The organism is Nocardioides gilvus (assembly GCF_003194605.1).
In the GTDB taxonomy this organism is placed as follows: domain Bacteria; phylum Actinomycetota; class Actinomycetes; order Propionibacteriales; family Nocardioidaceae; genus Nocardioides; species Nocardioides gilvus.
Map to the genome: position 1 here is coordinate 492,733 of NZ_QHKY01000002.1, position 23,536 is coordinate 516,268.

Sequence of the window (23,536 nt, forward strand, 5' to 3'; positions counted from 1 at the left end):
ACGGGTCAGGCGGCGTTGCGGCGACGGCGCAGCAGGAGAGCCGACAGGCCCAGGGCCCCGATCCCGAGCACGGCGGCCGCCCCACCCAACCCCTTGCGGAGGTTGCTGGAGTCGTCCTCCCCGGCGGCTGTCTTCCTGGTGTCGTCCGACTCGTCGGGCGCGGGGGCGGTCAATTCTTCGCCGGCGCTCTCCCCGAGACCGTCGGTGATCGACCAGCTCACCCCGTCGGCGTACGTCGGCCCCTCGGCCGGCTCGCCCTCGATCCGGAGGTCGATCTGGAAGGGGATCTCAAGCGTCTCGTCGTTCCGCTCCAAGGCGATCATCAGGTAGTAGTCACCCGCAGCGGTGTAGTCACCTCCACCGTCGAACTTGCCGCCGCCCTGACCGGTCACCTTGCTGACCTGCGGAGTCGCGGTGCTGAAGGTCGCGGCTTCCCTTCCGGCCACCCTCCCGGAGTAGACGGCGTCCCGGGGGAATCCCACGTTGGCCAACAATGGGTTGCGCAGGGTGAATCGGGCCAATGGAGCATTCGTGCCGAAGGCCTCATCCTGGGCAGCGGTCGCCACCGGGAAACGGAGTCCCACGGTCGCGGACTGGCCGTACTCCAACCGGAACCGGTAGACGAGGGCTTCGCCCGGCACGACGTCACTGGACCACAGGCCGGTGGTGAGCTCGGGCGCGGCCTCGAAGGAAGCAGACCCGGCCACCGGCTTCGCCGTGCCCTCGAAGGAGAGCTCGCGGACCGTGATCTCGTCGGCGTCGACGTCGGCGCCCACGAAGCCCGGATCGCTGCTCGGCGGCTCCTCGGTGACCTGCAGTCCGACCGGGGCGGGCTCGGTGTCGCGCACACCGCGCGACACCTTGAAGGTGTACCTGCCGGGACGGTCGCACTCCTCGGCCTCCCCAGCGGTGGCCTGGGCCCCGCTGAGCGACCGGGTGTTGAGGATCCGGCTGATGTATCCCAGATCGCAACGACGACCCTCGGGGTCGAGGATCTCGACCGAAATCGGGTCGTTGCTCCGGTTGGCGCCCTGGGTGACTGCCGAGACCCGCAGCGTGCTGCCGGCCTCCTTCCGCTCGAAGGCGTAGTACTCGTCCACCCCCGCACTGATCGTGTCGACCCAGCTACCCACCGTGATCGGGGTCGGGGCGCTCTCCGTGCCACCAGTGATCGGCTCCCCACCCAGGGTGAACGGCTGCGCGGCCCGCTTCGCGACCCGAGTCAACGTCGCCTCGATGTCACCCGCGTCATCAGCGTCGAAGTAGTCCCCGTTGCCCGACTCCGCGATGCACTTCAACTGGTCCCTGGCCTTGCCGGAGACCGAGAGACCGACCACGTCGATACGCAGGTCGATCCCGTCCTCGGCCAGGTCCTCAGCGACCTTGCACGGGTCGGGGTCACACGTCGACTCACCGTCAGAAACCAACACGATCGACCGGACACCCTCGCTACCGAGATCCTTCGCGGCCTCACGCAGGGCGTGCGGGATCGGGGTCTCGCCGTACGGCTTGTACTTGTCGATCTGACCCAACAGGTCGTCCCGGTTGTCGGCACCCGGCTCGACGACGACCTGGCTGTCCTCACAACTACCGGCATCGGTGCGAGAGAAGACCTTCGCCCCGAAGACCCGCAGACCCACCTCGGCGTCGGCCGGCAACCCCTTGACGACCGTACGCAGCGCAGACTTGGCCGCTTCGATCTTCGTCTTGCCGCCGCCCGCACCTTCTGCCATCGACCCCGACGAGTCCAGCAGCAACATCGTCCGACCCTGCCCCCCAGCAGCAGCCCCCTCTGCAGGCTCCGCGAAGGCCGACCCGTACAGGCCCGTGCCCGTCAGTGCGGTCAAGAGCAGGACGAGGAACGCCGCCGCGGAGCCGCGGAGCCTTCCGGTGCCGAACGTCTTCATGTGTCTCCCCTTGGATCGAAGTCGCCCTACCGTAGAAGTTTGCAATAGTGAATGTCAACGTCGCTCAGGTGAACTATGCTCGAGTTTCGACCTGTACATGGCGGAAGGGAACGGGACGTGGCCACTGATCCCATCAAGATCGAAGAGCAACGGGGACTCTACGGAGAACCGGTCGGTGACCTGGTCCGCCGCGTGATGGAGCAGGTAGGGCTCACCCAGTCTGCCGTCGCCTCGGTCCTCGGGTTGAGCCCCGCGATGCTGTCCCAACTGATGAGCGGGCACCGGGTCAAGATCGGCAACCCCCAGGCCCTGGCGCGGCTCCAGTCGCTGCTCGCCCTGGCTGACGAGGCCTCGTCCCTGACCCGGGACGAAACCACCCGACGGCTCGACGAGATCAGACAGAGTCGAGCGCAACTGACCACGACCCAGATGAGCACGACGCCAACCGCTGACCCCGCCGCGGTGCTGCGCACCGTGCTGCGCGCGGTCGCCTCAGGACGCGACCTCGAGCGCGCAGCCGACGCCCTCGACGAGGTCGTACCGGAGTTGGCCGACCTGATCCGTGCCTACGGCACCGGGTCAGCCCAAGACGGCGATCGGCACATGGCGTCGATCGCCCACCTGCTCTGACCCGGGCGGCACTGATTCACCAGATCCGGACGCGGTCCTCCTGCTCGAGCCACAGACCGTCGCCGGGCTGCGTGCCGAAGACCTCGTGGAACTCGTCCAGGTTGCGCACGATGTTGGCCCGAAACTCCGGCGGCGAGTGCGGGTCGACAGTCAGGTACTGCAGGTCGAGCTCCTTGCGGCGCTTCGTACGCCAGCAGTAGGCCCAGTTCATGAAGACCTTGCGCTTCTGCTCCTCGGTCGCGGTGTCACCCGCGGCGATCAGGAACGCTTTGTAGCCGATGGTCAGGCCGCCCAGGTCGCCGATGTTCTCGCCGACGGTGAGCTGGCCGTTGACCTTCTCACCGGGCAGCGCCCGCGGCTCGAAGGCGTCGTACTGCTCGACCAGGGCCTTCGACTTCTTCTCGAACGCGGTCTTGTCCTCAGCCGTCCACCAGTCGTTGAGGTTGCCCTCGCCGTCGTACTGGGCGCCCTGGTCGTCGAAGCCGTGGCCGATCTCGTGGCCGATCACCGCGCCGATGCCGCCGTAGTTCTCGGCCGGGTCGGCGTCGGGGTCGAAGAACGGCTTCTGCAGGATGCCGGCGGGGAAGCAGATCTCGTTGGTGCCGGGGTTGTAGTAGGCGTTGACCGTCTGCGGGAGCATGAACCACTCGTCGCGGTCGACGGGGCTGCCGATCTTGCCGAGCTCACGGTCGGTCTCGAAGGCCGCCACCGCGCGTACGCAGGCCACCAGGTCACCCTCGACGACCTCGAGCTTGGAGTAGTCGCGGAACTTGGTTGGGTAGCCGATCTTCGGGCGGAAGGTCGCGAGCTTCTCGTAGGCCCGCTCCTTGGTCTCCTCGCTCATCCAACTCAGCACCTCGATGGAGTCACGGTAGGCCTTGAGCAGGTTGTCGACGAGGGCGTCCATCAGCTCCTTGGAGCGCGGCGGGAAGTGGCGGGCGACGTATTCGCGACCCACGGCCTCGCCGACGGCACCCTCGACGAAGGCGACGCCGCGCTTCCACCGCTCGCGCAGCTCGGGCGTGCCGGAGAGGGTGCGGCCGTAGAAGTCGAAGTTGGTCTCGACGAAGTCGTCGGTCAGGTAGGCCGCGAGGTTGCGCAGCACCTTGGCGCGCAGGTACGGCTTCCACGTCTCGACCGGCTCGTCGGCCAGGAGCGCCGAGAGGTGCTCGAAGTAGGAGGGCTGGCGCACGCAGACCTCGGCGATCGTCGCGTCGCTGCCGCCGAGGGCGGTGACGTAGCCGGTCCAGTCGATCTCCCGGGCAAGAGCCTCCAGCTCGACACGCGGCATCAAGTTGTACGTGCGCTGCACGTCGCGGGTCTCCGCGCGCTCCCAGTGGCCCTCGGCCAGACGGGTCTCCAGGTCGAGAACGGCCTGGGCCTGTGCGGCACCGTCGGTCAGTCCGGCGAGGTCGAAGAGCGTGGTCAGGTAGGCGACGTACGCCTCGCGGATCTCCGCGAACTTCTCGTCCTTGTAGTAGGACTCGTCCGGCAGCCCGAGCCCGCCCTGGGTCAGGTTGACGATGTAACGGTCCGACTGCTTGGCGTCGGTGTCGACGTAGGAGCCGAAGAAGCCACCGCCGCCCGTACGTTCGTACCCCCCGAGGAAGGCCCAGAGCTGCTCGCGGGTGGCGAGCGCATCGACGTCGGCCAGCAACCCACGGATCGGGGCAGCGCCGGCGGCGTTGATGGCGTCGGTGTCCATGAAGGTGGAGAAGAGCACGGCGATCTTGCGGGCGTCTTCAGCGTTGGCGACGTCTGACGCCTCACCCGACGAGAGCTCGGTGATGATCTCGCGTACGTGCGCCTCGGCGGCGTCGGCCAGGGTCACGAACGGACCCCAGCTGCTGCGGTCGGACGGGATCTCAGCGGTGTCGAGCCACGTGCCGTTGACGTGACCGAAGAGGTCGTCCTGCGGGCGGATGTCGAGGTTCATGCCCTCGCGGGCGTCATCAAGGATCGTCACGCCGCAACCCTAGCCGCCACCCCAGAAGCCACGTGCGAGTTCGCCTCGTGGTCCTGCTCAGCGCACGAGGTGACACTCACCTACCGTCATCCTCGCGGCGAGAGAGGAACGCAAGTCATGTGGAAGCTCAGCGATTTCCAGCGCAAGATCCTGCGGGCGGGGTCTCTGTTCATCCTGTTGGGGGTGCCGATCCTTGGGGTCGCAGCCCTGTCGACGCTGCCCGCCCTGCTCTCGGACGAGAAGGTCATCCGGGTGGCTGAGGGGCAGTCGGAGTTCGAGTTGCCTGACCGCGGACTGTTCGGGGGCTCCACCACGGTCTACGGATCCGTCACCACACCCGAACGACCCAGCCCTGCAGAGCTCGGCTGTCGCCTCCTGAGCGAGGACGGGGACGAGTACAACAGTGCCAAGCTCCAGGGACTCTGGACGCTCACGATGCCCGAGATCACGGTCGACGGCACCGAGTTGAGCCCACTCTTCGAGGTGGCGTACGAGAGCGGTGACCGCGTGCAGTGCGACCACCTCGACCAGGTGGCACCAGTCGGCTTCACGGCGCCGAACGCCTTCGGGTCCAGCTCGGGGATCGTCTTCATGATGGCGGTCTCGGGCGCCCTCACCTGCCTCGTCGTGGGCGGCGTCGGGTTCTTCGTCCTCTCGCCACGAGGAGAAGCCGCGAACCCAGGGGGAGGGTGGCGGTTCTGACGTCCGCGACGTCAGAACCGCAAACGCACGTCAGGCCAGGCGTACGACCAACTTGCCCAACGCTGAGCGCGACTCGAGGCCGCGGAGTGCGTCGGGGAGTTCGTCGAGGGAGTACGTCGCGCCGATCGGCGGCTTGAGCGTGCCGGTCTCGAGCATCGGGAGCAGCGCCTGCCACTGCTGGTGCATGTAGCCGGGGCGCGACATCGCGAAGCCGCCCCAGCCGACCCCCCGGACGTCGATGTTGTTGAGCAGCAGCCGGTTGACCTTGACCTCAGGGATGCCCTGGCCGGAGGCGAAGCCGATCACCAACAGCCGCCCGAGCGGTGCCAGCGAGCGCAAGGAGTCGGTGAAGAGGTCGCCACCGACCACGTCGACCAGCACGTCGACGCCACGCCCACCGGTCAGCTCGCCCACGGCGGCCCGGAAGCCTTCGGCCAGGACGGCGTGGTCGGCCCCGGCCTCCAGCGCGACCTTTGCCTTCTCCTCGGTGGAGACCACACCGATCACCTGCGCGCCCATCCCCTTGGCGACCTGGATCGTGGCGGTGCCGACACCGCCGGCGGCGCCGTGCACGAGAACGGTCTCGCCCGCCTGCAGGCCAGCGCGCTGGCTGAGCGCGAACTGCGCGGTGAGGTAGTTCATCGGGAGCGCTGCGCCCTCGTCGAACGAGACGTTGTCGGGCAGCGGGAAGACGGCGTCGACGGGGGCGGCGAGCAGCTCCGCGGCGCCGCCGTACGGCATCGCGGCGGCGACACGCTGACCGACGCGGAAGCCGGTCACTCCCTCACCGAGGGCCTCGACCGTGCCGGCGGCGTCGATGCCGATGGTGAAGGGCACCTCGGGCTTCAGCTGGTACTCGCCCTTGGAGAGGAGCAGGTCAGGAAACGCGATGCCGACGCTGTGCACGCGTACGAGCACCTCGCCCGGGCCGGCGACGACGTCGGGCACCTCACGGATCTCGACGCCGGAGGGACCTTCGAGGCTGACGACCTGGGCTGCACGCATGGGCGCCACCCTAACGAAACGAGCGCTTGCTCACCACGATGCGACCGTGTCCCGCCCGCCAGACTTCGATGGGCGGAGAGCACAAGGCCGCAAACCTCCGGTCCGACCGCTCGGCTGCCTCAGCCGAGGGTGACCGGGAGTTCCTTCCAGCCCTGCAGGATCCGGGTGCGGCGCCGCGAGGCCCCCGGGGCCAGCTGCAGGTCGGGGTAGCGGTCGAAGAGGGCACGCAGGCCGACCTCCCCCTCCATCCGGGCCAGGGTCGCGCCCAGGCAGTGGTGGCGGCCTGCGGAGAACGCGATGTGCTCGCGCGCGTTAACGCGGGTGATGTCGAAGGTGTGCGGATCGGCGAAGACCTCCGGGTCGCGGTTCGCGCCCCACAGGACCGTCGCCACGAGCGCCCCCTCCCCGATCCGCTGGCCGGCGACCTCCGTGGGCCTGGTCGCCACCCGAGCGGTGAGCAGCACGGGCGGGTCGAAGCGGAGCACCTCCTCGACCGCGTTGGTCCACGTCGCCCCCGGCTCGCCGTTGCGCAGTGCGGCCAACTGGTCGGGGTGGTCGGCGAGCAGGGCGATGCCGTTGCTGAGCAGGTTGACGGTGGTCTCGAACCCGGCAGCGAGCACCAGTCCTGCGGTCGACTTCAGCTCGAGGTCGGTGAGACCGACGCCCTCGTCGCGGGCGGCGACCAGCTGGCTCAGCAGGTCGTCACCGGGGTTGCGGCGCAGTGACTCCAGGTGGTCTCCCAACCAGGCGTCGAAGGAGCCCAGGGCCGCCTGGACGTCGCGATAGCTGCGCCAGTCCAACCCCAGGTCGAGGCTCGGGGCGGCCGCCTCGCCGAAGGCCAGCACCCGGCCGCGCTCGGAGGCGGGCACGCCGAGGATCTCGGCGATCACGGTCACCGGCAGCTGGGCGCAGTAGGCCTCGACGATGTCGACGCGGGTGCCTCCCTGGGCCGCGATCCGGTCGAGCAGCTCTGTCGCGATCTCCTCCGTACGCGCCCGCAGCCGCTCCACGGCGCGCTTGGTGAAGACGCCGGTCACCAGCTTGCGGTAGCGGGTGTGCTCGGGCGGATTGGTCGCCAGCAGCGAGGGCTTCTCGACCGGATGGATCGTCTGGGGCGCGGTGGCACTGGCCAGCTTCCCCAGCAGACCCTGCTGACCGGGGAGCCCGGTGATGAACCCGTCGTCGCTGAGCACCTCGCGTACAGCAGCGTGACTGGTCGCCACGTAGCCGAACTTCGCCCGGTGCACGGGCCCGGCGGCCCGCAGGTCCTCGATGGGGCCGCGTACGTCCCCACCGTGCGCGAGGGTGACGATCATCCGGGCCTGGAGGTCGCCACCGCGGGCTGTCCTGCGCAGCGCCGCACCGGGGATCCCGTGCATGGCGGCCCAGTGCAGGCGCGACCGGATCCCGGCGCGCGCCCGCTCGAGGGGCCCTTCCGTACGACCATCGGTGATGGGTGCAACAACCTGCGTGACCATGGGTCCTCCCGAACTTCCTCGGGTCACCTTGGCCCTCCCACCGCCAGCCGTCAAGGCCTCATGCCCGAAGGCTGATCGCCCCGTCGACCAAGCCGTGCAGATGGCGGCGGAATCGGTCCATCATCTGCGGGCTCGACGGATCCTGCCGGGTCCCGGAGGCGTCGACCAGACCGGCCTGGCTGAAGGAGTGCGAGGTCCACACGATCGAGTAGACGAGCATCTCGACGTCCAGGTCACGGGTGATCCGGGCCCGTTCCAGCACCCGTCGCACCTCTTCGCTCACCCGGGCCACGAGCGGGCCGGCGAACTCCTCCTCGACGGCACTGACGTCCTCACCCTCGTCCAACCAACGGCGCATCCACAGGGCCGGGACCTCGGGGTGACGCAGGCAGAAGTCGAGGTAGGCGTCGACGAAGGCGTGCAGCCCTCGACGCGTCGCCTCGACCGTCGGCTCGCACTCGGCCAACCGCACCAGCGCCTCGGTGACGGCGTCACGCTGCGTGGCGTGAGCGGCCCGCATGACCTCCAGGTAGAGCGCGGACTTGTTGCCCACGTGGTAGGCGACGGTCGCGATGTTGAGGCCGACGGCATCGGCTATCGAGCGAGTGCTGGTCGCCTCGTACCCGCGCTGGGCGAAGAGGTCGGTGGCCGTGGCGAGGATGCGTCCACGGCTGCTGGTCTCGTCGTCGCGGGTGGGCACGCAGACATCCTACGACACGCGCCCCATCAAACGATGGAGACGTCTGTGCAGGTCACACCAGGTGTTGTACTCTCCATCAGTCGATTGAATGACGACTTCCCCACATTCCTCGGAGGACCCATGGAGCACACCGCGAAGGTGGCCGTCATCGGCGCCGGCGCCGCCGGCCTGAGCGCCGCGAAGGCGCTGCTCGACGAAGGCTGCGACGTCACCGTCCTGGAGAAGGGCGACCAGCCGGGAGGCCTGTGGGTGCAGGGGAACTCCAGCGGGCTCTCCCCGGCCTACGACTCCTTGCACCTCAACACCAGCAAGGGCCGCACCGAGTTCGCCGACTTCCCGATGCCGGCCGAGTGGCCCGACTACCCCTCGGCCCAGATGATCGCCGGCTACCTGCGCGACTACTCCGACCACTTCGGGGTCACCGAACGCACTGCCTTCCACACCGAGGCCACCCGGGTCGAGCGCACCGACGCCGGCTGGCGCGTCGAGGCGACCGGGCCCGACGGTCCGTACGTCCTCGAGGTCGACGCCGTCGTCGTCGGCAACGGTCACAACTGGGACCCGCGCTGGCCCGACCCGGCCTATCCGGGCGAGTTCACCGGCGAGCAGATGCACGCCCATGACCACCGCAGCGCGGAGCGGTTCGTCGGTCGACGGGTGCTGGTGGTCGGGATGGGCAACTCGGCGATGGACATCGCCGTCGACGCGTCGTACGTCGCTGCCTCCCCGGTCCTGCTCTCCGCGCGGCACGGCGTCCACATCGTCCCCAAGTACCTCTTCGGCAAGCCCTCGGACGCCACCGGCGCCAAGCTCGCCCAGCTGCCGTGGCGAGCGCGCCAGAAGGTGGCCGAGACGATGCTGAAGCTCGCCGTCGGGACCCCGCAGTCGTACGGCCTGCCCGCTCCGGCCGGTGGCCTCTTCCAGAACCACCCGACGATCAGCGACACGATCCTGCACCGGATCACCCACGGCGAGGTCGTGCCGCGTCCCGGCGTCGAGCGCTTCGACGGTCGTCGCGTGCACTTCACCGACGGCCGGGTCGACGAGGTCGACGTGATCGTCTGGGCCACCGGCTACCGGGTCACGATCCCCTTCCTGTCGAGCCGGTGGCTCGGCGCCGACCCCGAGGAAATGCCGCTCTACGAGCGGGTCTTCCACCTCGACGACCCCACCCTCTCCTTCGTCGGCCTGATGCAGTCCACGGGTGCGGCCCTGCCCGTCGTCGAGGCGCAGGGCAAGTTGGTCGCAGCCCACCTGTCCGGTCGCTACGCACTGCCGACCCCCGCGGAAATGACCGCAGCCGTCCACCGGGCCCGCACCGCCGCGGTCGCCCGGTGGGGGGCGCGCAAACGACCGATGATGCGGATCGACTTCGACGCCTACGTCGCTGCCGTGCCCGCCGAGGTCGCGGCCGGGATCGAACGTGCCTGCGCCGGAGCACCCGTCTTCTCACCCCGCACCCTCCCCGCTTCCACCCGTCAGGAGATCCAGACATGATCGGCCAGCCCTCCCTCCGCAGCCCGCAGGGCCTGCGAGTCGTCATCACCGGCGCCTCCGGCACCATCGGCCTGGCCCTCGGCCAGCAGCTCACCGCAGCAGGTGCGTCCGTCGTCGGCCTGGACCTGGCCCCCCGCGGCGACGAATCCTTCCCGGTCCTGGCCTGCGACATCACCGATGACGCGTCCGTGGACTCCGCGGTCGCCGAGGCCATCACCCGGCTCGGCGGCATCGACGTGCTCGTCAACAACGCCGGCACCGGAGGCCCGGCTCCGGCCGAGTTGGCTCCCGGGGCCGAAGTGCGCCGTCAGCTGGAGATCAACCTGCTCGGCACCTGGCGGGTGAGCGCCGCCTGCGTCGACGCCCTGGTCGCCTCCCGAGGGCGCGTCGTCATGGTCACCTCCCGGATGGCCGTGATGCAGCTGCCGCTCGCGGCGGCGTACGGCGCCTCGAAGCGGGCGATGGTCGCGTACGCCGACGCGCTGCGCCTCGAGCTCGGCACCCACGTCTCGGTCACGTGCGTCTACCCGTCCGCGGTCCGCAGCCCCATCCACGACTCCACCCGCGACGCCGGACTCTCCCTGGAGGGGATGAGCAGCTACGAGCCGCTGGAAGGTGTGGTCGACGCGATCGCGGGTGCCTGCCTGCGCAGCCGGCCACGGCGCGACGTCTCCACCACCACGCGGGGTGCGGTCGAGTTCTGGCTGGCGCGCCACCTGCCCTCGGTGACCGACCGGATCGTGCTCCGCACCCTGGCCCGCCGCACCCGCGCCGGCTCCTTCGACAGCGCCCACCTCGCAGCCGGGGTCGTCGAGCGGCACGCCGCGGAGGTGGCCCGATGAGCGCCGTCGACGACACCCTCGGCTCGCCCGACACCGGGTCGTCGACCGAGACGGTCGAGAGCGGTCCGCGCGCACCCATCGGCCCGCTGTCGGCCTACGCCTCGGGCTCCTTCGGCATGGGCGTGTGGGTGACCGTGCCGGGCCTGCTCCTCCTCTTCTTCCTCACCGACGTCGTCGGGGTCGCGGCCTGGCTCGCGGGTCTGACCCTCCTGCTCCCCAAGATCGTGGACGTGGTGGTCCACCCGCTGATCGGCTCCCGTTCGGACCGACAGGCCCGCAGCCTGGGTCACCGGCGCCGGATGATGCTCGGGGGCGTGGCCCTGGGTGCCGCGATGCTGGCGATGTTCACCGTGCCTCCCTCCTTGGAGGGATGGCCGGCCGCCGCATGGGTCGGCGCCTGGTACGTCGTCGGCAACCTGCTCTTCGCCATGTTCCAGGTGCCCTACCTGACCACCCCCTCCGACCTGGTGATCGGCTACCACGAACGCACCCGGGTCTTCATGTTCCGGATGCTCTTCCTGACCGTGGGCCTCCTCGGCGCGGGAGTCGCCGCCCCGGCGCTGGTCGCCAGTGAGGAGCGTTCCGACTACACCGTGATGGCAGCGATCCTGGCCTGCGTCATGGTCGTCTCCGCGCTGGTCGCGATCAGGGGCGTACGCCGACTCACCGACGCGTGCGGCTTCCGCGCGCCCGCCGAGACCGCCGGCCACTCGACGATCGCCGACGTGAAGGTCGCGTGGGCGGACCGCAACTTCCGGATGTTGGTGCTGTCCTACCTGTTCACCGGGACCACCACCCACCTCTTCATGGCGGCGCTCCCCTACTTCACCCGGTACGTCTTCGACGACTCCGCGCTCACCGCCGTCTTCATGGGGAGTTTCCTGGTGCCCGCGGTGGTCGCCGGGCCGCTCTGGATGGTGGGATCTCGCCGCTTCGGCAAGCAGCGTGGGCTCCTGGCCTCCCAGTTGATCTTCGTGGTCGGCTCGGCCGGGCTCCTCTTCGCCGCCCAGGTCGGGGTCGTGGTGTCGGTCGCGATCGTCGTCGCGATGGGTGTCGCCTTCGCGGGGCTCCAGCTCTTCGCCTTCTCCATGGTTCCCGACGCGGTGGCCGCGGCCGGGACCGATGACTCCGAGGCCTCCGCCGGGTCGTACACAGGAGTGTGGACGGCCACCGAGGCGCTCGGCACCGCCGTTGGCCCCTACCTCTACGCCGCAGCCCTGGCCGTGGGCGGCTTCATCTCGAGCACGGCCGGGGAGCAGGTCACCCAGCCGGACTCGGCGATCACTGCCCTGCTGCTCGGCTTCACCGTGCTGCCGGCGGCGCTGATGCTGGTGGCGGTGGGCTTCCAGCGTCTCTACCGTCTCGATCCGGTGATCACCTGATGGGAGACCTGCTCCACGAGCCCGCCCTGGGGGTGGTCGTCCTCGTGGCCATCGCCCTGGGCGCCTTCGCGCAGGGCGCGACCGGCATGGGCTTCTCCCTGGTCGCTGCCCCGGTGCTGATCGCTGCCGAGGGCCACACGGTCGGGGTGGCGACGGTGCTGATCCTGGCTGCCTGCTCGTCGGTGGTCCCGCTGGCCCGCGAGTGGCGTCACACCCAGCCGGGCGCGGTCGTACGCCTGCTCGTCCCGACCCTGCTGGCCACCCCGCTCATCGCCTGGCTGGTGCACGATCTCGACCACCGCGTGCTCTCGGTGGCCGGAGGCGTCGGTGTGGTCATCGGTGTCGCCCTGCTCGCCTCGGGGTTGCGGTCCCACTGGTTCCGCAGGCCTGAGGGTGCCATCGTCACCGGTGTCTCCAGCGCCACCCTCAACGTGGTCGGCGGGGTCGGTGGACCGCCGATCGGTCTCTACGTCGCCAACACCGACTGGACCCCAGCCCAGACCCGCGCCACGCTGCACGGCTTCCTCATCGTCCAGAACGTGGTGACCGCCGTGGTGATCGGCCTCGTCTGGCCCGACTGGCGTCACCTGGCCGCTCTCGTGGTCGGATCGGTGATCGGGATCGTGGTGGCGCCACGCCTCTCCGTGGTCACTGCGCGCTCCGGGATCCTGGCGCTCTCGGCGATCGGCGGCGTCGCTCTGGTGGCCGGCTCGATCTGACGGGTCCGGCAACCCGGTCGTCGGGACGCGAAAACGATGCGGCCGATCGGGGCACCGGCGTGCATCATTGAGCGGTGACTGACCCGCTCATCGACAACGTCCTCGACACCGTCGGTGACCAGGAGGTCGGCAGGAGACTTCCCCGGGCCCTCACCCCGTTCCGGATCCCGGCCTACCGCAAGCTCGCCGTCTCGGTCGCCTTCGGCGCCTTCGCCAGTGGGGTGTGGATCATCGCGCTGGTCTGGGAGGTCTTCCGTCTGGACGGCTCGGCGCGCGATCTCTCCCTCGTCTCTGCCGCCAGCGCGGTCGGGGTGATGGTCCCGGCGCTGCTGGCCGGCGTCGTCGCCGACCGGGTGGTGCAGAAGTACGTCCTGATCACCGTCGCCTCCGTCGAGCTGACCGGTTTCGCGCTGGTCGGGCTGCTGGCGTGGGCCGACCTGACCACGGTCCCGATCCTGGCGGTCATCGCGTTCTTCATGGGCATGGCGGTGGCCTTCTACTACCCCGCCTACTCCGCGATGCTGCCCTCGATCGTGCCGGCCGAGGACCTGATGGCGGTCAACGGTTTTGAAGGCATGGTGCGGCCGACGATCGGACAGGCGCTCGGGCCCGCGGTCGCCGGTGCGGTGGTGGCCGCGGCGGCACCCTCGGCTGCGTTCGCCATCGCCTCCGGCGCGATGTTCGTCGCCATGCTCGCCCTCGTCACGGTGCCGCGCACGCCCCTGCGCCGTACGTTGGACGCCTCGCACGCCGCCCACCCGATCCGCTCGGCGTTCACCGACATGCGTGAGGGTTTCGCCTACATGGTGCGGACGCCCTGGCTGCTCGCCACGCTGCTCTTCGCCTGCCTGATGCTGCTGGTGATGATGGGGCCGCTGGAAGTGCTGATCCCGTTCATGATCAAGTCAGAGTTGGGCGGCGACGCGAGTGACCACTCCAAGATCCTGGCCGCCTTCGGGATCGGCGGAGCGCTGGGTTCGTTCGCGATGTCGTCGGTCCGGATGCCACGGCGGTACCTGACGCTGCTGCTCGCCGGTTGGGGGCTCTCGGGGCTGCCCTTCATCGTGATCGCCAACGCCGAGTCGATCTGGACGATGGTCCTCGCCGCTGGCCTGATGGGGGCCCTCTTCTCGGCGCCGATGGTCATCTGGGGCACCTTGCTGCAGCGCCGGGTGCCGGCAGACCTGCTGGGGCGGGTCTCCTCCCTCGACTTCTTCGTCTCGATCGCCCTGTTGCCGGTCTCGATGGCGCTCGCGGCGCCCCTCGCCGACCTCATCGGCATGGACAACACGTTCTACATCGCGGCCCTGGCGCCGGTGGTCTTTGCCGTCGTCGCACTCCTCTGGGCGAAGCTGCCTGCCGACGAGCTCGCTCACCCGCTCGACTGAGCCGGCTGAAAACTGACCCTCGCGGCAGCGTCCCGGTCGTGGCATAGTCGAACCACCTCGAACGCGGACAGGAGGGCCCGATGGCCGATCAGGACGTGGTGGCAACCGAGAAGGCCAGGCGCGGCGCCTTCTCCTCACGCAAGGTGTTCATCTTCGCTGCGATCGGCTCGGCCGTCGGCCTGGGCAACATCTGGCGCTTCCCGTACGTCGCGTACGAGAACGGCGGCGGGGCGTTCCTGATCCCCTATCTGGTCGCCCTGCTCTGCGCGGGCATCCCCTTCCTCTACCTCGACTACGCGCTGGGGCACCGGATGCGCGGCTCGGCGCCACTCTCCTTCGCCCGCCTGAGTCGACCGGCCGAGGCACTGGGCTGGTGGCAGGTCGGCATCTGCTTCATGATCGCCGTCTACTACGCCGCCGTCGTCGCCTGGGCGTTGAGCTACACGTACTTCTCGTTCGACAAGTCGTGGGGCTCCGCGCCGGGCGACTTCTTCGCGGGCGAGTACCTCAAGGCCGGCGAGGTGGGCGTGGACCTCACGGTCGTCATGGGCGTCCTGGTGCCGATGGTCATCGTCTGGCTCGCCGTCATCGTGATCATGGTGGCCGGTGTCGAGAAGGGGATCGGGCTGGTCTCGGTCATCGGCATCCCGGTGCTGGTCATCGCGTTCCTCGCGCTGGTGATCCGTTCCCTCTTCCTGCCCGGCGCGATCGACGGGCTCGAAGCCTTCTTCGCCCCCGACTGGAGCACGCTGACCCACGCCGGCGTCTGGGCTGCTGCCTTCGGACAGATCTTCTTCTCACTCTCCATCGGCTTCGGCATCATGATCACCTACTCCTCCTACGTCGACCGCGAGACCGACATGACCGGCTCCGGCGCTGTGGTGGGCCTGGCCAACTCGAGCTTCGAGCTGCTCGCGGGCATCGGGGTCTTCGCCGCGCTGGGCTTCATGGCCCAGGCCCAGAACGTGGCGGTCGACGAGGTGGTGGAGAGCGGTGTGGGGCTGGCTTTCGTCAGCTTCCCGGCGATCATCAACGAGGCGCCGTGGGGCGCCTTCATCGGTGTCCTCTTCTTCGCCACCCTGGTGATCGCCGGTCTCACCTCACTGGTCTCCGTGCTGGAGGTCGTCGTCTCGGCGGTGCGCGACAAGTTCGATCTCTCCCGCAAGGTCGCGGCAGCCGCGGTCAGCGTGCCGTGTGCCCTGATCAGCCTGGTCTTCTTCTCGACCGCGAGCGGGCTCTACGTGCTCGACATCCTCGACTACTTCATCAACCAGTTCGGCATCCTGCTCGTCGCCGTGGTCTCGATGGTCGTGGTCGCCTGGTCGCTGCGGGCCCTGCCCCTGCTGGCCGACCACATGAACCGCCGCGGCTCCATCAAGCTGCTGCTCTGGTGGCGGCTGCTGCTCGGCCTGGTGGTGCCGATCGCCCTGGCGTACATGGTCTTCAACTCGTTCAGGGATGCCGTGGAGACTCCCTACGGGGGCTACCCGGGCTGGATGATCGCCCTCTTCGGCTGGGGCGCAGCGGCTCTCGTCATGGTGCTGGGTTATGTGCTCGCCCCGATGCCGTGGCGCAAGGACACCTCACTGGAGGACCCGGGGCTGGCTCCACCGCCCGGCGCTCTCCCCGACTCCCCGCCCCCGGCAACGGCCCGCCACGCCGTGGGTGCGGACCAGCACACGACGACGGAAGGAGCGCGGCGATGAGTGCAGCGGCGATCGTGATGATGGTGGTGTCGATGCTGGTCGTGTGGGGTGGACTCGCCCTGGCGATCGTCCTGCTGATCCGCAATGACGGCCGCCAGGACCATGGGCCCGGCATCGGTACGGACAGGGAACACCTGACCCGCGACCTGTGAGGCCGGGCGGCGACGACGAAGGAGTTGTCCGTACGTGCTGGGATGGGCGTCATGGACGATGAGCGCATGAGCGACGTACGTTTCGGCATCGACTTCGGCGGCACCGGCATCAAGGGCGCCCCCGTCGACCTCTCCACCGGGGAGTTCGTCGCGAAGCGCACCAGGATCCCCACGCCGAAGGAGTCGACGCCGCAGGTCGTGGCGGAGATCTTCGCCAGAATGCTCGACGAGCATCCGCAGGTGGAGGGGCCGGTCGGGGTGACGATCCCCGGCATCATCCGCCGTGGCGTGGTGGGGCTCGCGCCCAACATCCACCCCTCCTGGCAGGGAGTCGACGCCGGCACCCTGCTCACCGAGGCGCTCGGCCGCGAGGTGCACGTGGTCAACGACGCGGACGCCGCCGGTCTGGCCGAAGTCACCCTGGGCGCCGCGAGGGGACGTACGGGGCTGGTCCTGGTGACCACGCTCGGCACCGGCATCGGCTCTGCGGCCCTCTTCGACGGGCGGCTGGTGCCCAACTTCGAGCTCGGCCACCTGGAGATCGGCAACCGGGTCGCCGAGCGCTGGGCCGCCACCAGTGTCCGGGAGCGCGAGGAGCTGTCGTGGGAGGAGTGGGCGGCGCGCCTCACCACCTACTACCGCCACCTCGAACGGCTCTTCTCCCCCGACCTCTTCGTGGTCGGTGGCGGAGTCAGCAAGTCGAGCGAGGAGTTCCTGCCGTTGATCGACATCGCCACCGAGATCGTGCCCGCGCACCTGAAGAACAAGGCTGGCATCGTGGGCGCTGCGTTGCTGAGCGCGAAGACGGCCCGCGGCTGAATCACTGCCCGGGTGGCTGCGGCTCGCTGACCGAGTTCTCGCTCTCCGTGACGATCCGCATCGCGGCGATGGCGCCGTGGAGGTAGCGCTCCACCACCGCGCGCTCCTCGTCGGTGAAGGCCGCGTCGTTGGCCAGCAGTGCCCCGAACATCGGGATCAGGTGGAGCATCGAGTCACGGCGTCCGCTGTCGGTGATGTGGACGCCCACGCGGCGACGATCCCCCGGGATCGGTTGGCGGGCGACGTGGCCGCGGGCAACCAGGCGGTCGACGATCCCCGTGGCCGCTGCGGTGGAAACGTCGAGGTGTCGGGCCAACTCGGCCGGCCCCATGGGACCGTGGGACAGCAGGTCCAGAGCGCTCAGGTCGGCGTTGCTCAGGCCCGTACGACGGGAGAGGACGTGGTGCATTCGTGTGCTGAGACGCGTCAGCTCACGGAACGCCGTGAGGGTCGGGCTCGACAGACCCTGGCCGCGATCGTCAGGTCCTTCGGCCATCTTTCACCTCGCCTCAATATTTTTCGCCCGATCGGGAATGAACCACCCGGACTGCGGCTTCTTCACCCATGTTGCTAACTTGCTTAGCAGTTAACTGACTTCAACAATACAGACCGACCAGGAGTCCTCCCATGGCCGCCAACGCTGCTCCAGGCACCAACCGTGTCACCCGGTTCATCACCGGCAAGCGCACTGCGTGGATCGTCGCCCTGCTCCCGCTGCTGCTGGGGGGCTTCCTGATCAGCATGGGTGAGGCAGAGCGTCCGATCTCGGCGGCCAACGCCCTGCCCGACGGGTTCGGTGTCACCGAGGCGACCGTGCTGCAGGAGCAGTTGACCGAGGGAGACGCCAGCACCGCGATCCTGCTCTGGACCGCCGACGAGGGCTCGCTGAGCGAGTCGCAGCTCGCCGAGTTGCGCGAGTGGACCGGCGAGGGGCCCTTCGTCGTCGCCGAGGACCAGTCGGCTGCCTACACGGTGCGCCCGGTCGAGGAGTCCGTCGACTCCACCGTGCGTGAACAGGTCGCGGACCTGCGCGACCAGCTCGACGCCGAGTCCCCGGCCGGTGTCAGCGGCGAGGTGACGGGGCCTGCAGGGATCAGCGCCGACTTCAGCGAGGTCTTCGCGGGCGCCGACGTACGTCTCCTGGTCATCACCGCAAGCATCGTCGCGGTCCTGTTGATCGTGACCTACCGCAGCCCATTCCTGTGGTTGATCCCACTCACCGTGGTCGCGGTCGCCGACCGGCTCGCCGCCATCGGCTCCACCCAGATCATGCAGCACGTCGACTTCGTCAGTTGGGACCAGTCGACCGTCGGCATCCTCTCCGTGCTGGTCTTCGGCGCGGGCACCAACTACGCCCTGCTCCTGATCTCCCGCTACCGCGACGAGCTCAAGAGCGAGGAGTCGCGCCGTACGGCCATGGCCCGCGCCCTGGGGCGCACCACCGAGTCCGTCGGCTTCAGCGCCGCGACCGTGGTCCTGGGAGTCCTGACACTGCTGCTCTCGGCCTTCCCGAACACCCGCGGTCTGGGCCTGGCCTGTGCCATCGGCATCGTGATCGCTGCCTCCTTCGCCCTCGTCGTCCTGCCGGCGGCCCTGGTGACCTTCGGCCGCTGGATCTTCTGGCCCCGCGCGCCCAAGGTCGGGGACAGCCAGCTCGTGGACAGCAAGGGCGTCTGGCACAAGGTCGGCACGAAGGTCGACCGCCGCCCGCGTACGTTCGTGGTCGTCACCCTGCTCGGCCTGGCGATGCTGATGGTCGGCATCACGCAGGTGGAGTCGGGCCTCGAGCAGAGCGACCAGTTCCTCGAGACCCCGCCTGCCCTGGTCGCGGCCGAACGCCTGGGTGAGTCCTTCCCCGCCGGCACCACCGACCCCGCCCGGGTGCTGACCCAGGACGACCCCCGCGCGGTGCTCGCTGCCGTGGAGGAGGTCGACGGCATCGCCTCGGCGGTCCCGTCCAACGAGAAGGACGGCATCGCCTCGATCGATGCGGTGATGGAGGCCAGCCCGGGCAGCGACGAGGCCGAGCAGACCGTCCGTGACCTGCGGGCCGCGTTGGCCGACTTCGACCGGACGTACGTCGGTGGCGGTGACGCCGAGATCCTCGACGTCGCGGAAGCCACGATGGACGACCGCCTGATGATCCTGCCTGCGATCGTCCTCCTGGTGCTGGGCGCGCTGCTGATCCTGCTGCGTTCGGTGGTGGCGCCGCTGCTGCTGGTCGCCACCGTCGTCACGACGTACGTCTCCGCGATGGGTCTGTCGTGGTGGCTCTTCAAGTTCGTCTTCGACTTCCCCGCGCTCGACCAGTCGGTGCCACTCTTCGCGTTCCTCTTCCTGGTGGCGCTGGGGGTCGACTACAACATCTTCCTCGTCACCCGGGCCCGCGAAGAGGCCGCGACCCACGGCTACCGCGTCGGGATGCTGCGGGCGTTGCGGGCGACAGGCGGTGTCATCACCAGTGCCGGCATCCTGCTGGCGGCAGTCTTCGCGGTGCTCGGTGTGCTCCCGCTGGTGCTGCTCGCACAGCTGGGCATCATCATCTTCGTGGGTGTCCTGCTCGACACCCTGGTGGTGCGCACCGTGCTGGTCCCGGCTCTGGCGATCACCCTCGGGGACAAGTTCTGGTGGCCTCGCAAGCCGGGTGCCAGCGCGTCCTCCGCGCCGGGCGCCGGCTCGACTCCTGGGGCCGAGCGTCCTACGGTCAACGTATGAGTACCGAAGCGAACGAAGCGACCACCGTCTCCGACAACCCCCAGGAGAGCCGTTACGAGCTCTTCGTGGCCGGCGAGTTGGCCGGCTTCGCGGAGTACACCCTGGACGGGTCGACGATCGACTTCACGCACACCGAGGTGTTCGAGAAGTTCGGCGGCCGCGGACTGGCCAAGGTGATCGCCACGGAGTCGCTCGACGAGGCGCGTGAGCGGGACCTGGCCGTGCTGCCGCACTGTGCGCTCTACCAGCGCTTCATCGCCAAGAACGAGGAGTACGTCGACCTCGTGCCGCAGGACCAGCGCCACAAGTTCGACCTCGGCGGCGCCTGAGTCGAGGCCCCCGCAGCGGCAGGCCCTCAGTTGCCGAGGGCGGCTTCGATGTCGCCGGCGATCTGCTCGGGCTTGGTGGTCGGGGCGTAGCGCTTGATCACCTGACCGTCGCGCCCGATCAGGAACTTCGTGAAGTTCCACTTGATCTTGTTGCCGAGCACGCCGCCCTTCTGCTCCCGCAACCAGGAGTAGACGGGGTGCGCGCCGGGGCCGTTGACCTCGATCTTGGAGAACATCGGGAAGGTGACGCCAAAGGCGCCGGTGCAGAAGTCGGCGATGGTGGCGTCGTCTCCCGGCTCCTGGTGACGGAACTGGTCACAGGGGAAGCCGAGCACGGTGAAGCCGCGATCCCCGTAGTTCTCCTGGAGTTGCTGCAGACCCGTGAACTGCGGGGTGAAACCGCAGTGCGACGCGGTGTTGACCACGAGCAGGACCTGACCGTCGTACGTGGACAGCTCGGTGGGCTGGCCATTGATGGCCGTGGCGGAGAATTCGAAGATCGACGTCATGACTCGATTCAACCAGTTGCGTGGATGGGATCCGACGAATTCAACGCGCCCGCACGACCAGGCGGCGCCCACCCCCCGGGTCGGGAGTGGGCGCCGCGTGAGTGCGTACGTCGGGCGCACGGCGGTGCGTACCTCTGGGTCGACGTCAGGTGGTCACTCCGTGAAGGTGACGGTGCCCTTCCTGGTGACGGTCCAGCGACCGCTCCGGTCGTGGGCGGTGACCTCGATGTCGAACGTGCCCTGAAGCGTGCCGCAGGGGATCGTGGTCGTGCCGCGCCACGTGCCCTTCTTCTTGGTCAGGTAGGTCTCGTAGTCCGAGTACGGGGCATGATCCATGTTCAGCGGCAACTCCACGCTCACCGAGTCCACGCCCGACTGCGAGTCGGCGACCTTCACGGCGAACTCCACCTCCCGTTGACGCTCACCCACCTTGACGGTGCTCGGGGTGCTCCAGGCACTCTTCACGACCGGATCCGCGGTGTCGGTCTTCGACCTGACCTTCAGCCTGGGCTTGAGTGGGCGCGTGAGCTCCTTGGTGTTGACGTACTTGCCGTAGGAGGTGTAGTTCCCCGCCTTGTCCCTGACGCTCGCGTGGCGCACGGTGGCCGTCTTCCTGCCCGCCCACGTCGGGATGATGGCGGTGCCGGTGAGCACGCCCTTCTTCTTCCTGGTCAGGTCCACGTAAGTGGAAAGGTGCTTGCTCCCGATCAGGACGCGCGCCCCTTCCAGCCCAGAACCGCCCCGGTCGAACCCCTTCGCGGTGACGGTGACCTTCGCGGTCTTCCTGGTCGTGTTGACACTCTTCTCGCTCAACCTGATGCGCGTGAGCTTCGGAGCCTTGAGGTCCGGCTCGGACACCGCGTAGAAACGGTGCGGGAGCCCGCGCTCAATGAGCTGCTTCCTGCCGAAGTAGTCGCTGCGGTCGTCCTTGGAGGTCAGCGTGACACCGAGGTTGTGCCTTCCGTTCGATGCGCCCTTCGGCACGGAGATCGTGACCTTGAACTTGTTGCCCTTGGTCTTCGCGGTCTCGCCGTAGCGGTCGTGTCCCTCGCGGACCGGGTTGGCGGTGACGGAGACCAACCCCAGGGCCGGGCCCGAGGTGGTGCCGGAGACGACAACGGTGCGCTCACCGGACTTGACGTTGACCCGGGTGGGGCTGACCTTCAGCGTCTTCAGGACTGGCCTGGGGGGATCGCAGGACGGGTCGAAGCCCTGGGCAGGTGCGGCGTTGAGGCCGACGAGCCCGCTGAGCGCGAGGGCGCCGACTGCTGCGGCTGCCGCACTGCGCCGGGCGTGCCTGGAGACGGGTGACATTGTTCCCCCCTGGGAATGTCTGAGTCTGACCGCGCAGTCAGACGAGGATCCTGATCGTCGCACACGCTCCGACGTACGGCACGGTTACGCGTGACAGGCTTCTCGCATGGGTCACGTCGACGTCGCACACCTCGAGTACGTCCTGCCCGACGGGCGACTCCTGCTCGGAGACGTCTCCTTCCGGGTCGGCGAGGGCTCGGTCGTCGCCCTGGTCGGTCCCAACGGCGCCGGCAAGTCGACGCTGCTCCGCCTCATCGACGGCACGCTGACCCCCGACTCCGGCACCGTCTCCGTCTCCGGAGGCCTGGCGGTGATGCCCCAGTTCGTCGGCACTGTGCGGGACGGCTCCAGCGTGCGGGACCTGCTGGTGTCGGTGGCCCCACCAAGGATCCAGCAGACGGCCCGGGCCGTCGACGCCGCCGAGCTGGCGCTGATGGAGAACGACGACGAGCCCACCCAGATGCAGTACGCGCAAGCGCTCTCCGACTGGGCCGAAGCCGACGGGTACGACTACGAGAACACCTGGGACATGTGCACGACCGCGGCGCTGGGCATGGCGTTCCACACTGCCCAGCACCGTGACGCCGTCACCCTGTCGGGCGGTGAGCAGAAGCGGGTCGTCCTTGAGGCGCTCTTCCGCGGCCCGGCCGAGGTGCTGCTGCTCGACGAGCCGGACAACTACCTCGACGTGCCCGGCAAGCGGTGGCTCGAGGAGCAGCTGCGCCAGACCCGCAAGACGGTCCTCCTGGTCTCCCACGACCGGGAGCTGCTGTCGGAGGCGGCAGACAAGATCCTCTCCGTGGAGCCCTCGCCCGCCGGAGCGGACGTGTGGGTCCACGGTGGCGGCTTCGCCACCTTCCACGAAGCGCGCAAGCAGCGGTTCGTGCGGTTCGACGAGCTGCGGCGCCGCTGGGACGAGCAGCACGCCCGGCTCAAGAAGTTGGTCGTGAGCCTGCAGCAGGCGGCGTCGGTGAGCCACGCGATGGCATCGCGCTACGCCGCCGCCCAGACCCGGCTGAAGAAGTTCGAGGAGGTCGGTCCGCCCCCGGAGCCGCCGCGTGAGCAGGACATCACGATGCGGCTCAAGGGCGGACGCACCGGCCTGCGCGCGATCACCGTGACCCAGCTCGAGCTCACCGGCCTGATGAAGCCCTTCGACCTGGAGGTCTTCATGGGTGAGCGGGTCGCCGTGCTTGGCTCCAACGGGTCCGGCAAGTCGCACTTCCTGCGGCTGCTCGCCGGCGGCGACGTCGCCCACGAAGGCGCGTGGAAGCTCGGCGCCCGCGTCGTGCCGGGCCACTTCGCCCAGACCCACGCCTACCCCGAGCTCGACGGCCGCACCCTGCTCGACATCCTCTGGTCGGAGCACTCACTGCAGCGCGGCCCGGCGATGTCGTCGCTGCGCCGCTACGAGATGGAGCAACAGGCCGAGATCACGTACGAGCGCCTCTCCGGCGGGCAGAAGGCGCGACTGCAGATCCTCCGGCTCGAGCTCGGAGGTGCCACCTCGCTGCTGCTCGACGAGCCCACCGACAACCTCGACCTCGAGTCGGCCGAGGCCTTGCAGGCGGCACTGGAGGCGTACGAGGGCACGGTCCTGGCGGTGACCCACGACCGGTGGTTCGCGAAGACGTTCGACAGGTTCCTCGTCTTCGGCGCCGACGGGGTCGTACGCGAGACCCCCGAGCCGGTGTGGGACGAGGGGCGCGTCGACCGTACGCGCTGACGTACGTGGGTCAGGCGCACGATCCGCCCCTCGCTGCGTCCGGCTCCCAC

21 protein-coding genes are annotated in these 23,536 nt (G+C 69.1%); 13 read left to right on the forward strand and 8 right to left on the reverse strand.

What is annotated here, in order from left to right; translation table 11 throughout:
• Nucleotides 1-5: 5 nt before the first annotated feature.
• Nucleotides 6-1,907, reverse strand: a complete 1,902-nt coding sequence (locus tag DNK52_RS07675; protein ID WP_110240386.1) for a vWA domain-containing protein — start codon at nt 1,905-1,907, stop codon at nt 6-8.
• A gap of 117 nt (nt 1,908-2,024) precedes the next feature.
• Here DNK52_RS07675 and DNK52_RS07680 point away from each other — a divergent pair, with 117 nt between their 5' ends.
• Complete coding sequence (locus DNK52_RS07680; RefSeq protein WP_162598680.1) at nt 2,025-2,537, forward strand: helix-turn-helix domain-containing protein; 513 nt, start codon at nt 2,025-2,027, stop codon at nt 2,535-2,537.
• A gap of 16 nt (nt 2,538-2,553) precedes the next feature.
• Here DNK52_RS07680 and DNK52_RS07685 read toward each other — a convergent pair whose 3' ends face one another.
• A complete protein-coding gene (locus tag DNK52_RS07685) occupies nt 2,554-4,473 on the reverse strand; it encodes a M13 family metallopeptidase (RefSeq protein WP_204163466.1) in 1,920 nt (639 codons plus the stop codon).
• A 147-nt stretch (nt 4,474-4,620) separates the two neighbouring features.
• On the opposite strand from DNK52_RS07685, the gene DNK52_RS07690 reads away from it, so the two are divergent.
• The gene (locus tag DNK52_RS07690; RefSeq protein ID WP_110240389.1) at nt 4,621-5,205 is read left to right on the forward strand and encodes a hypothetical protein; all 585 of its coding nucleotides are present in this window, start codon (nt 4,621-4,623) and stop codon (nt 5,203-5,205) included.
• Between the two features lie 30 nt (nt 5,206-5,235).
• Here DNK52_RS07690 and DNK52_RS07695 read toward each other — a convergent pair whose 3' ends face one another.
• The 3 genes from DNK52_RS07695 to DNK52_RS07705 form a co-directional block, all read right to left on the reverse strand.
• Entirely contained in the window at nt 5,236-6,210 is a 975-nt protein-coding gene (locus DNK52_RS07695; protein ID WP_110240390.1) for an NADPH:quinone oxidoreductase family protein, read from the reverse strand.
• A 119-nt stretch (nt 6,211-6,329) separates the two neighbouring features.
• Nucleotides 6,330-7,688, reverse strand: coding sequence for a cytochrome P450 (locus tag DNK52_RS07700; RefSeq protein ID WP_239455445.1), 1,359 nt, complete (start codon nt 7,686-7,688; stop codon nt 6,330-6,332).
• A 58-nt stretch (nt 7,689-7,746) separates the two neighbouring features.
• Complete coding sequence (locus DNK52_RS07705) at nt 7,747-8,388, reverse strand: TetR/AcrR family transcriptional regulator (protein ID WP_110240391.1); 642 nt, start codon at nt 8,386-8,388, stop codon at nt 7,747-7,749.
• A 120-nt stretch (nt 8,389-8,508) separates the two neighbouring features.
• Between DNK52_RS07705 and DNK52_RS07710 the strand changes: the two genes are divergently transcribed.
• The 8 genes from DNK52_RS07710 (at nt 8,509) to ppgK (ending at nt 16,893) form a co-directional block, all read left to right on the forward strand.
• Nucleotides 8,509-9,885, forward strand: coding sequence for a flavin-containing monooxygenase (locus DNK52_RS07710; protein ID WP_110240392.1), 1,377 nt, complete (start codon nt 8,509-8,511; stop codon nt 9,883-9,885).
• Nucleotides 9,882-10,727 carry an SDR family NAD(P)-dependent oxidoreductase gene (locus tag DNK52_RS07715; protein WP_110240393.1) on the forward strand — a complete coding sequence of 282 codons (846 nt, stop codon included), beginning with the start codon at nt 9,882-9,884 and terminating at the stop codon, nt 10,725-10,727. Before DNK52_RS07710 ends, DNK52_RS07715 begins: the two co-directional genes overlap by 4 nt.
• The gene (locus DNK52_RS07720; RefSeq protein WP_110240394.1) at nt 10,724-12,109 is read left to right on the forward strand and encodes an MFS transporter; all 1,386 of its coding nucleotides are present in this window, start codon (nt 10,724-10,726) and stop codon (nt 12,107-12,109) included. The genes DNK52_RS07715 and DNK52_RS07720 overlap by 4 nt, the downstream gene beginning before the upstream one ends.
• Nucleotides 12,109-12,828, forward strand: coding sequence for a TSUP family transporter (locus DNK52_RS07725; RefSeq protein WP_110240395.1), 720 nt, complete (start codon nt 12,109-12,111; stop codon nt 12,826-12,828). Before DNK52_RS07720 ends, DNK52_RS07725 begins: the two co-directional genes overlap by 1 nt.
• A 74-nt stretch (nt 12,829-12,902) precedes the next feature.
• Nucleotides 12,903-14,216, forward strand: a complete 1,314-nt coding sequence (locus DNK52_RS07730) for an MFS transporter (protein WP_110240396.1) — start codon at nt 12,903-12,905, stop codon at nt 14,214-14,216.
• A gap of 80 nt (nt 14,217-14,296) precedes the next feature.
• The gene (locus DNK52_RS07735; RefSeq protein WP_110240397.1) at nt 14,297-15,922 is read left to right on the forward strand and encodes a sodium-dependent transporter; all 1,626 of its coding nucleotides are present in this window, start codon (nt 14,297-14,299) and stop codon (nt 15,920-15,922) included.
• Nucleotides 15,919-16,074 (forward strand): methionine/alanine import family NSS transporter small subunit, encoded by a 156-nt coding sequence (locus tag DNK52_RS07740; RefSeq protein WP_110240398.1) that lies wholly within the window; start codon nt 15,919-15,921, stop codon nt 16,072-16,074. The genes DNK52_RS07735 and DNK52_RS07740 overlap by 4 nt, the downstream gene beginning before the upstream one ends.
• A gap of 51 nt (nt 16,075-16,125) precedes the next feature.
• A complete protein-coding gene (ppgK, locus tag DNK52_RS07745; protein WP_275426140.1) occupies nt 16,126-16,893 on the forward strand; it encodes a polyphosphate--glucose phosphotransferase in 768 nt (255 codons plus the stop codon).
• A 1-nt stretch (nt 16,894) separates the two neighbouring features.
• Here ppgK and DNK52_RS07750 read toward each other — a convergent pair whose 3' ends face one another.
• Nucleotides 16,895-17,389, reverse strand: coding sequence for a MarR family transcriptional regulator (locus DNK52_RS07750; RefSeq protein ID WP_204163433.1), 495 nt, complete (start codon nt 17,387-17,389; stop codon nt 16,895-16,897).
• Nucleotides 17,390-17,520: 131 nt separating this feature from the next.
• Here DNK52_RS07750 and DNK52_RS07755 point away from each other — a divergent pair, with 131 nt between their 5' ends.
• Nucleotides 17,521-19,608 (forward strand): MMPL family transporter, encoded by a 2,088-nt coding sequence (locus tag DNK52_RS07755; protein WP_110240399.1) that lies wholly within the window; start codon nt 17,521-17,523, stop codon nt 19,606-19,608.
• Nucleotides 19,605-19,937 (forward strand): GNAT family N-acetyltransferase, encoded by a 333-nt coding sequence (locus DNK52_RS07760; protein ID WP_110240400.1) that lies wholly within the window; start codon nt 19,605-19,607, stop codon nt 19,935-19,937. The genes DNK52_RS07755 and DNK52_RS07760 overlap by 4 nt, the downstream gene beginning before the upstream one ends.
• 26 nt (nt 19,938-19,963) lie before the next feature.
• Here DNK52_RS07760 and DNK52_RS07765 read toward each other — a convergent pair whose 3' ends face one another.
• Complete coding sequence (locus DNK52_RS07765; RefSeq protein ID WP_110240401.1) at nt 19,964-20,446, reverse strand: glutathione peroxidase; 483 nt, start codon at nt 20,444-20,446, stop codon at nt 19,964-19,966.
• Between the two features lie 153 nt (nt 20,447-20,599).
• Complete coding sequence (locus DNK52_RS07770; RefSeq protein ID WP_110240402.1) at nt 20,600-21,760, reverse strand: hypothetical protein; 1,161 nt, start codon at nt 21,758-21,760, stop codon at nt 20,600-20,602.
• A 106-nt stretch (nt 21,761-21,866) separates the two neighbouring features.
• Between DNK52_RS07770 and DNK52_RS07775 the strand changes: the two genes are divergently transcribed.
• A complete protein-coding gene (locus tag DNK52_RS07775) occupies nt 21,867-23,486 on the forward strand; it encodes an ABC-F family ATP-binding cassette domain-containing protein (RefSeq protein WP_110240403.1) in 1,620 nt (539 codons plus the stop codon).
• Nucleotides 23,487-23,536 lie beyond the last annotated feature (50 nt).

Bases quoted from the DNA above. Each gene is read 5' to 3' on its own strand.
- DNK52_RS07750 (WP_204163433.1), bottom strand. From the start codon at position 17,389: ATGGCCGAAGGACCTGACGATCGCGGCCAGGGTCTGTCGAGCCCGACC.
- DNK52_RS07675 (WP_110240386.1), bottom strand. From the start codon at position 1,907: ATGAAGACGTTCGGCACCGGAAGGCTCCGCGGCTCCGCGGCGGCGTTC.
- DNK52_RS07700 (WP_239455445.1), bottom strand. From the start codon at position 7,688: ATGGTCACGCAGGTTGTTGCACCCATCACCGATGGTCGTACGGAAGGG.
- DNK52_RS07740 (WP_110240398.1), top strand. From the start codon at position 15,919: ATGAGTGCAGCGGCGATCGTGATGATGGTGGTGTCGATGCTGGTCGTG.
- DNK52_RS07720 (WP_110240394.1), top strand. From the start codon at position 10,724: ATGAGCGCCGTCGACGACACCCTCGGCTCGCCCGACACCGGGTCGTCG.
- DNK52_RS07735 (WP_110240397.1), top strand. From the start codon at position 14,297: ATGGCCGATCAGGACGTGGTGGCAACCGAGAAGGCCAGGCGCGGCGCC.
- DNK52_RS07775 (WP_110240403.1), top strand. From the start codon at position 21,867: ATGGGTCACGTCGACGTCGCACACCTCGAGTACGTCCTGCCCGACGGG.
- DNK52_RS07690 (WP_110240389.1), top strand. From the start codon at position 4,621: ATGTGGAAGCTCAGCGATTTCCAGCGCAAGATCCTGCGGGCGGGGTCT.
- DNK52_RS07710 (WP_110240392.1), top strand. From the start codon at position 8,509: ATGGAGCACACCGCGAAGGTGGCCGTCATCGGCGCCGGCGCCGCCGGC.
- DNK52_RS07760 (WP_110240400.1), top strand. From the start codon at position 19,605: ATGAGTACCGAAGCGAACGAAGCGACCACCGTCTCCGACAACCCCCAG.
- DNK52_RS07725 (WP_110240395.1), top strand. From the start codon at position 12,109: ATGGGAGACCTGCTCCACGAGCCCGCCCTGGGGGTGGTCGTCCTCGTG.
- DNK52_RS07765 (WP_110240401.1), bottom strand. From the start codon at position 20,446: ATGACGTCGATCTTCGAATTCTCCGCCACGGCCATCAATGGCCAGCCC.
- DNK52_RS07715 (WP_110240393.1), top strand. From the start codon at position 9,882: ATGATCGGCCAGCCCTCCCTCCGCAGCCCGCAGGGCCTGCGAGTCGTC.
- DNK52_RS07695 (WP_110240390.1), bottom strand. From the start codon at position 6,210: ATGCGTGCAGCCCAGGTCGTCAGCCTCGAAGGTCCCTCCGGCGTCGAG.
- DNK52_RS07770 (WP_110240402.1), bottom strand. From the start codon at position 21,760: ATGTCACCCGTCTCCAGGCACGCCCGGCGCAGTGCGGCAGCCGCAGCA.
- DNK52_RS07685 (WP_204163466.1), bottom strand. From the start codon at position 4,473: ATGAACCTCGACATCCGCCCGCAGGACGACCTCTTCGGTCACGTCAAC.
- ppgK (WP_275426140.1), top strand. From the start codon at position 16,126: ATGGACGATGAGCGCATGAGCGACGTACGTTTCGGCATCGACTTCGGC.
- DNK52_RS07755 (WP_110240399.1), top strand. From the start codon at position 17,521: ATGGCCGCCAACGCTGCTCCAGGCACCAACCGTGTCACCCGGTTCATC.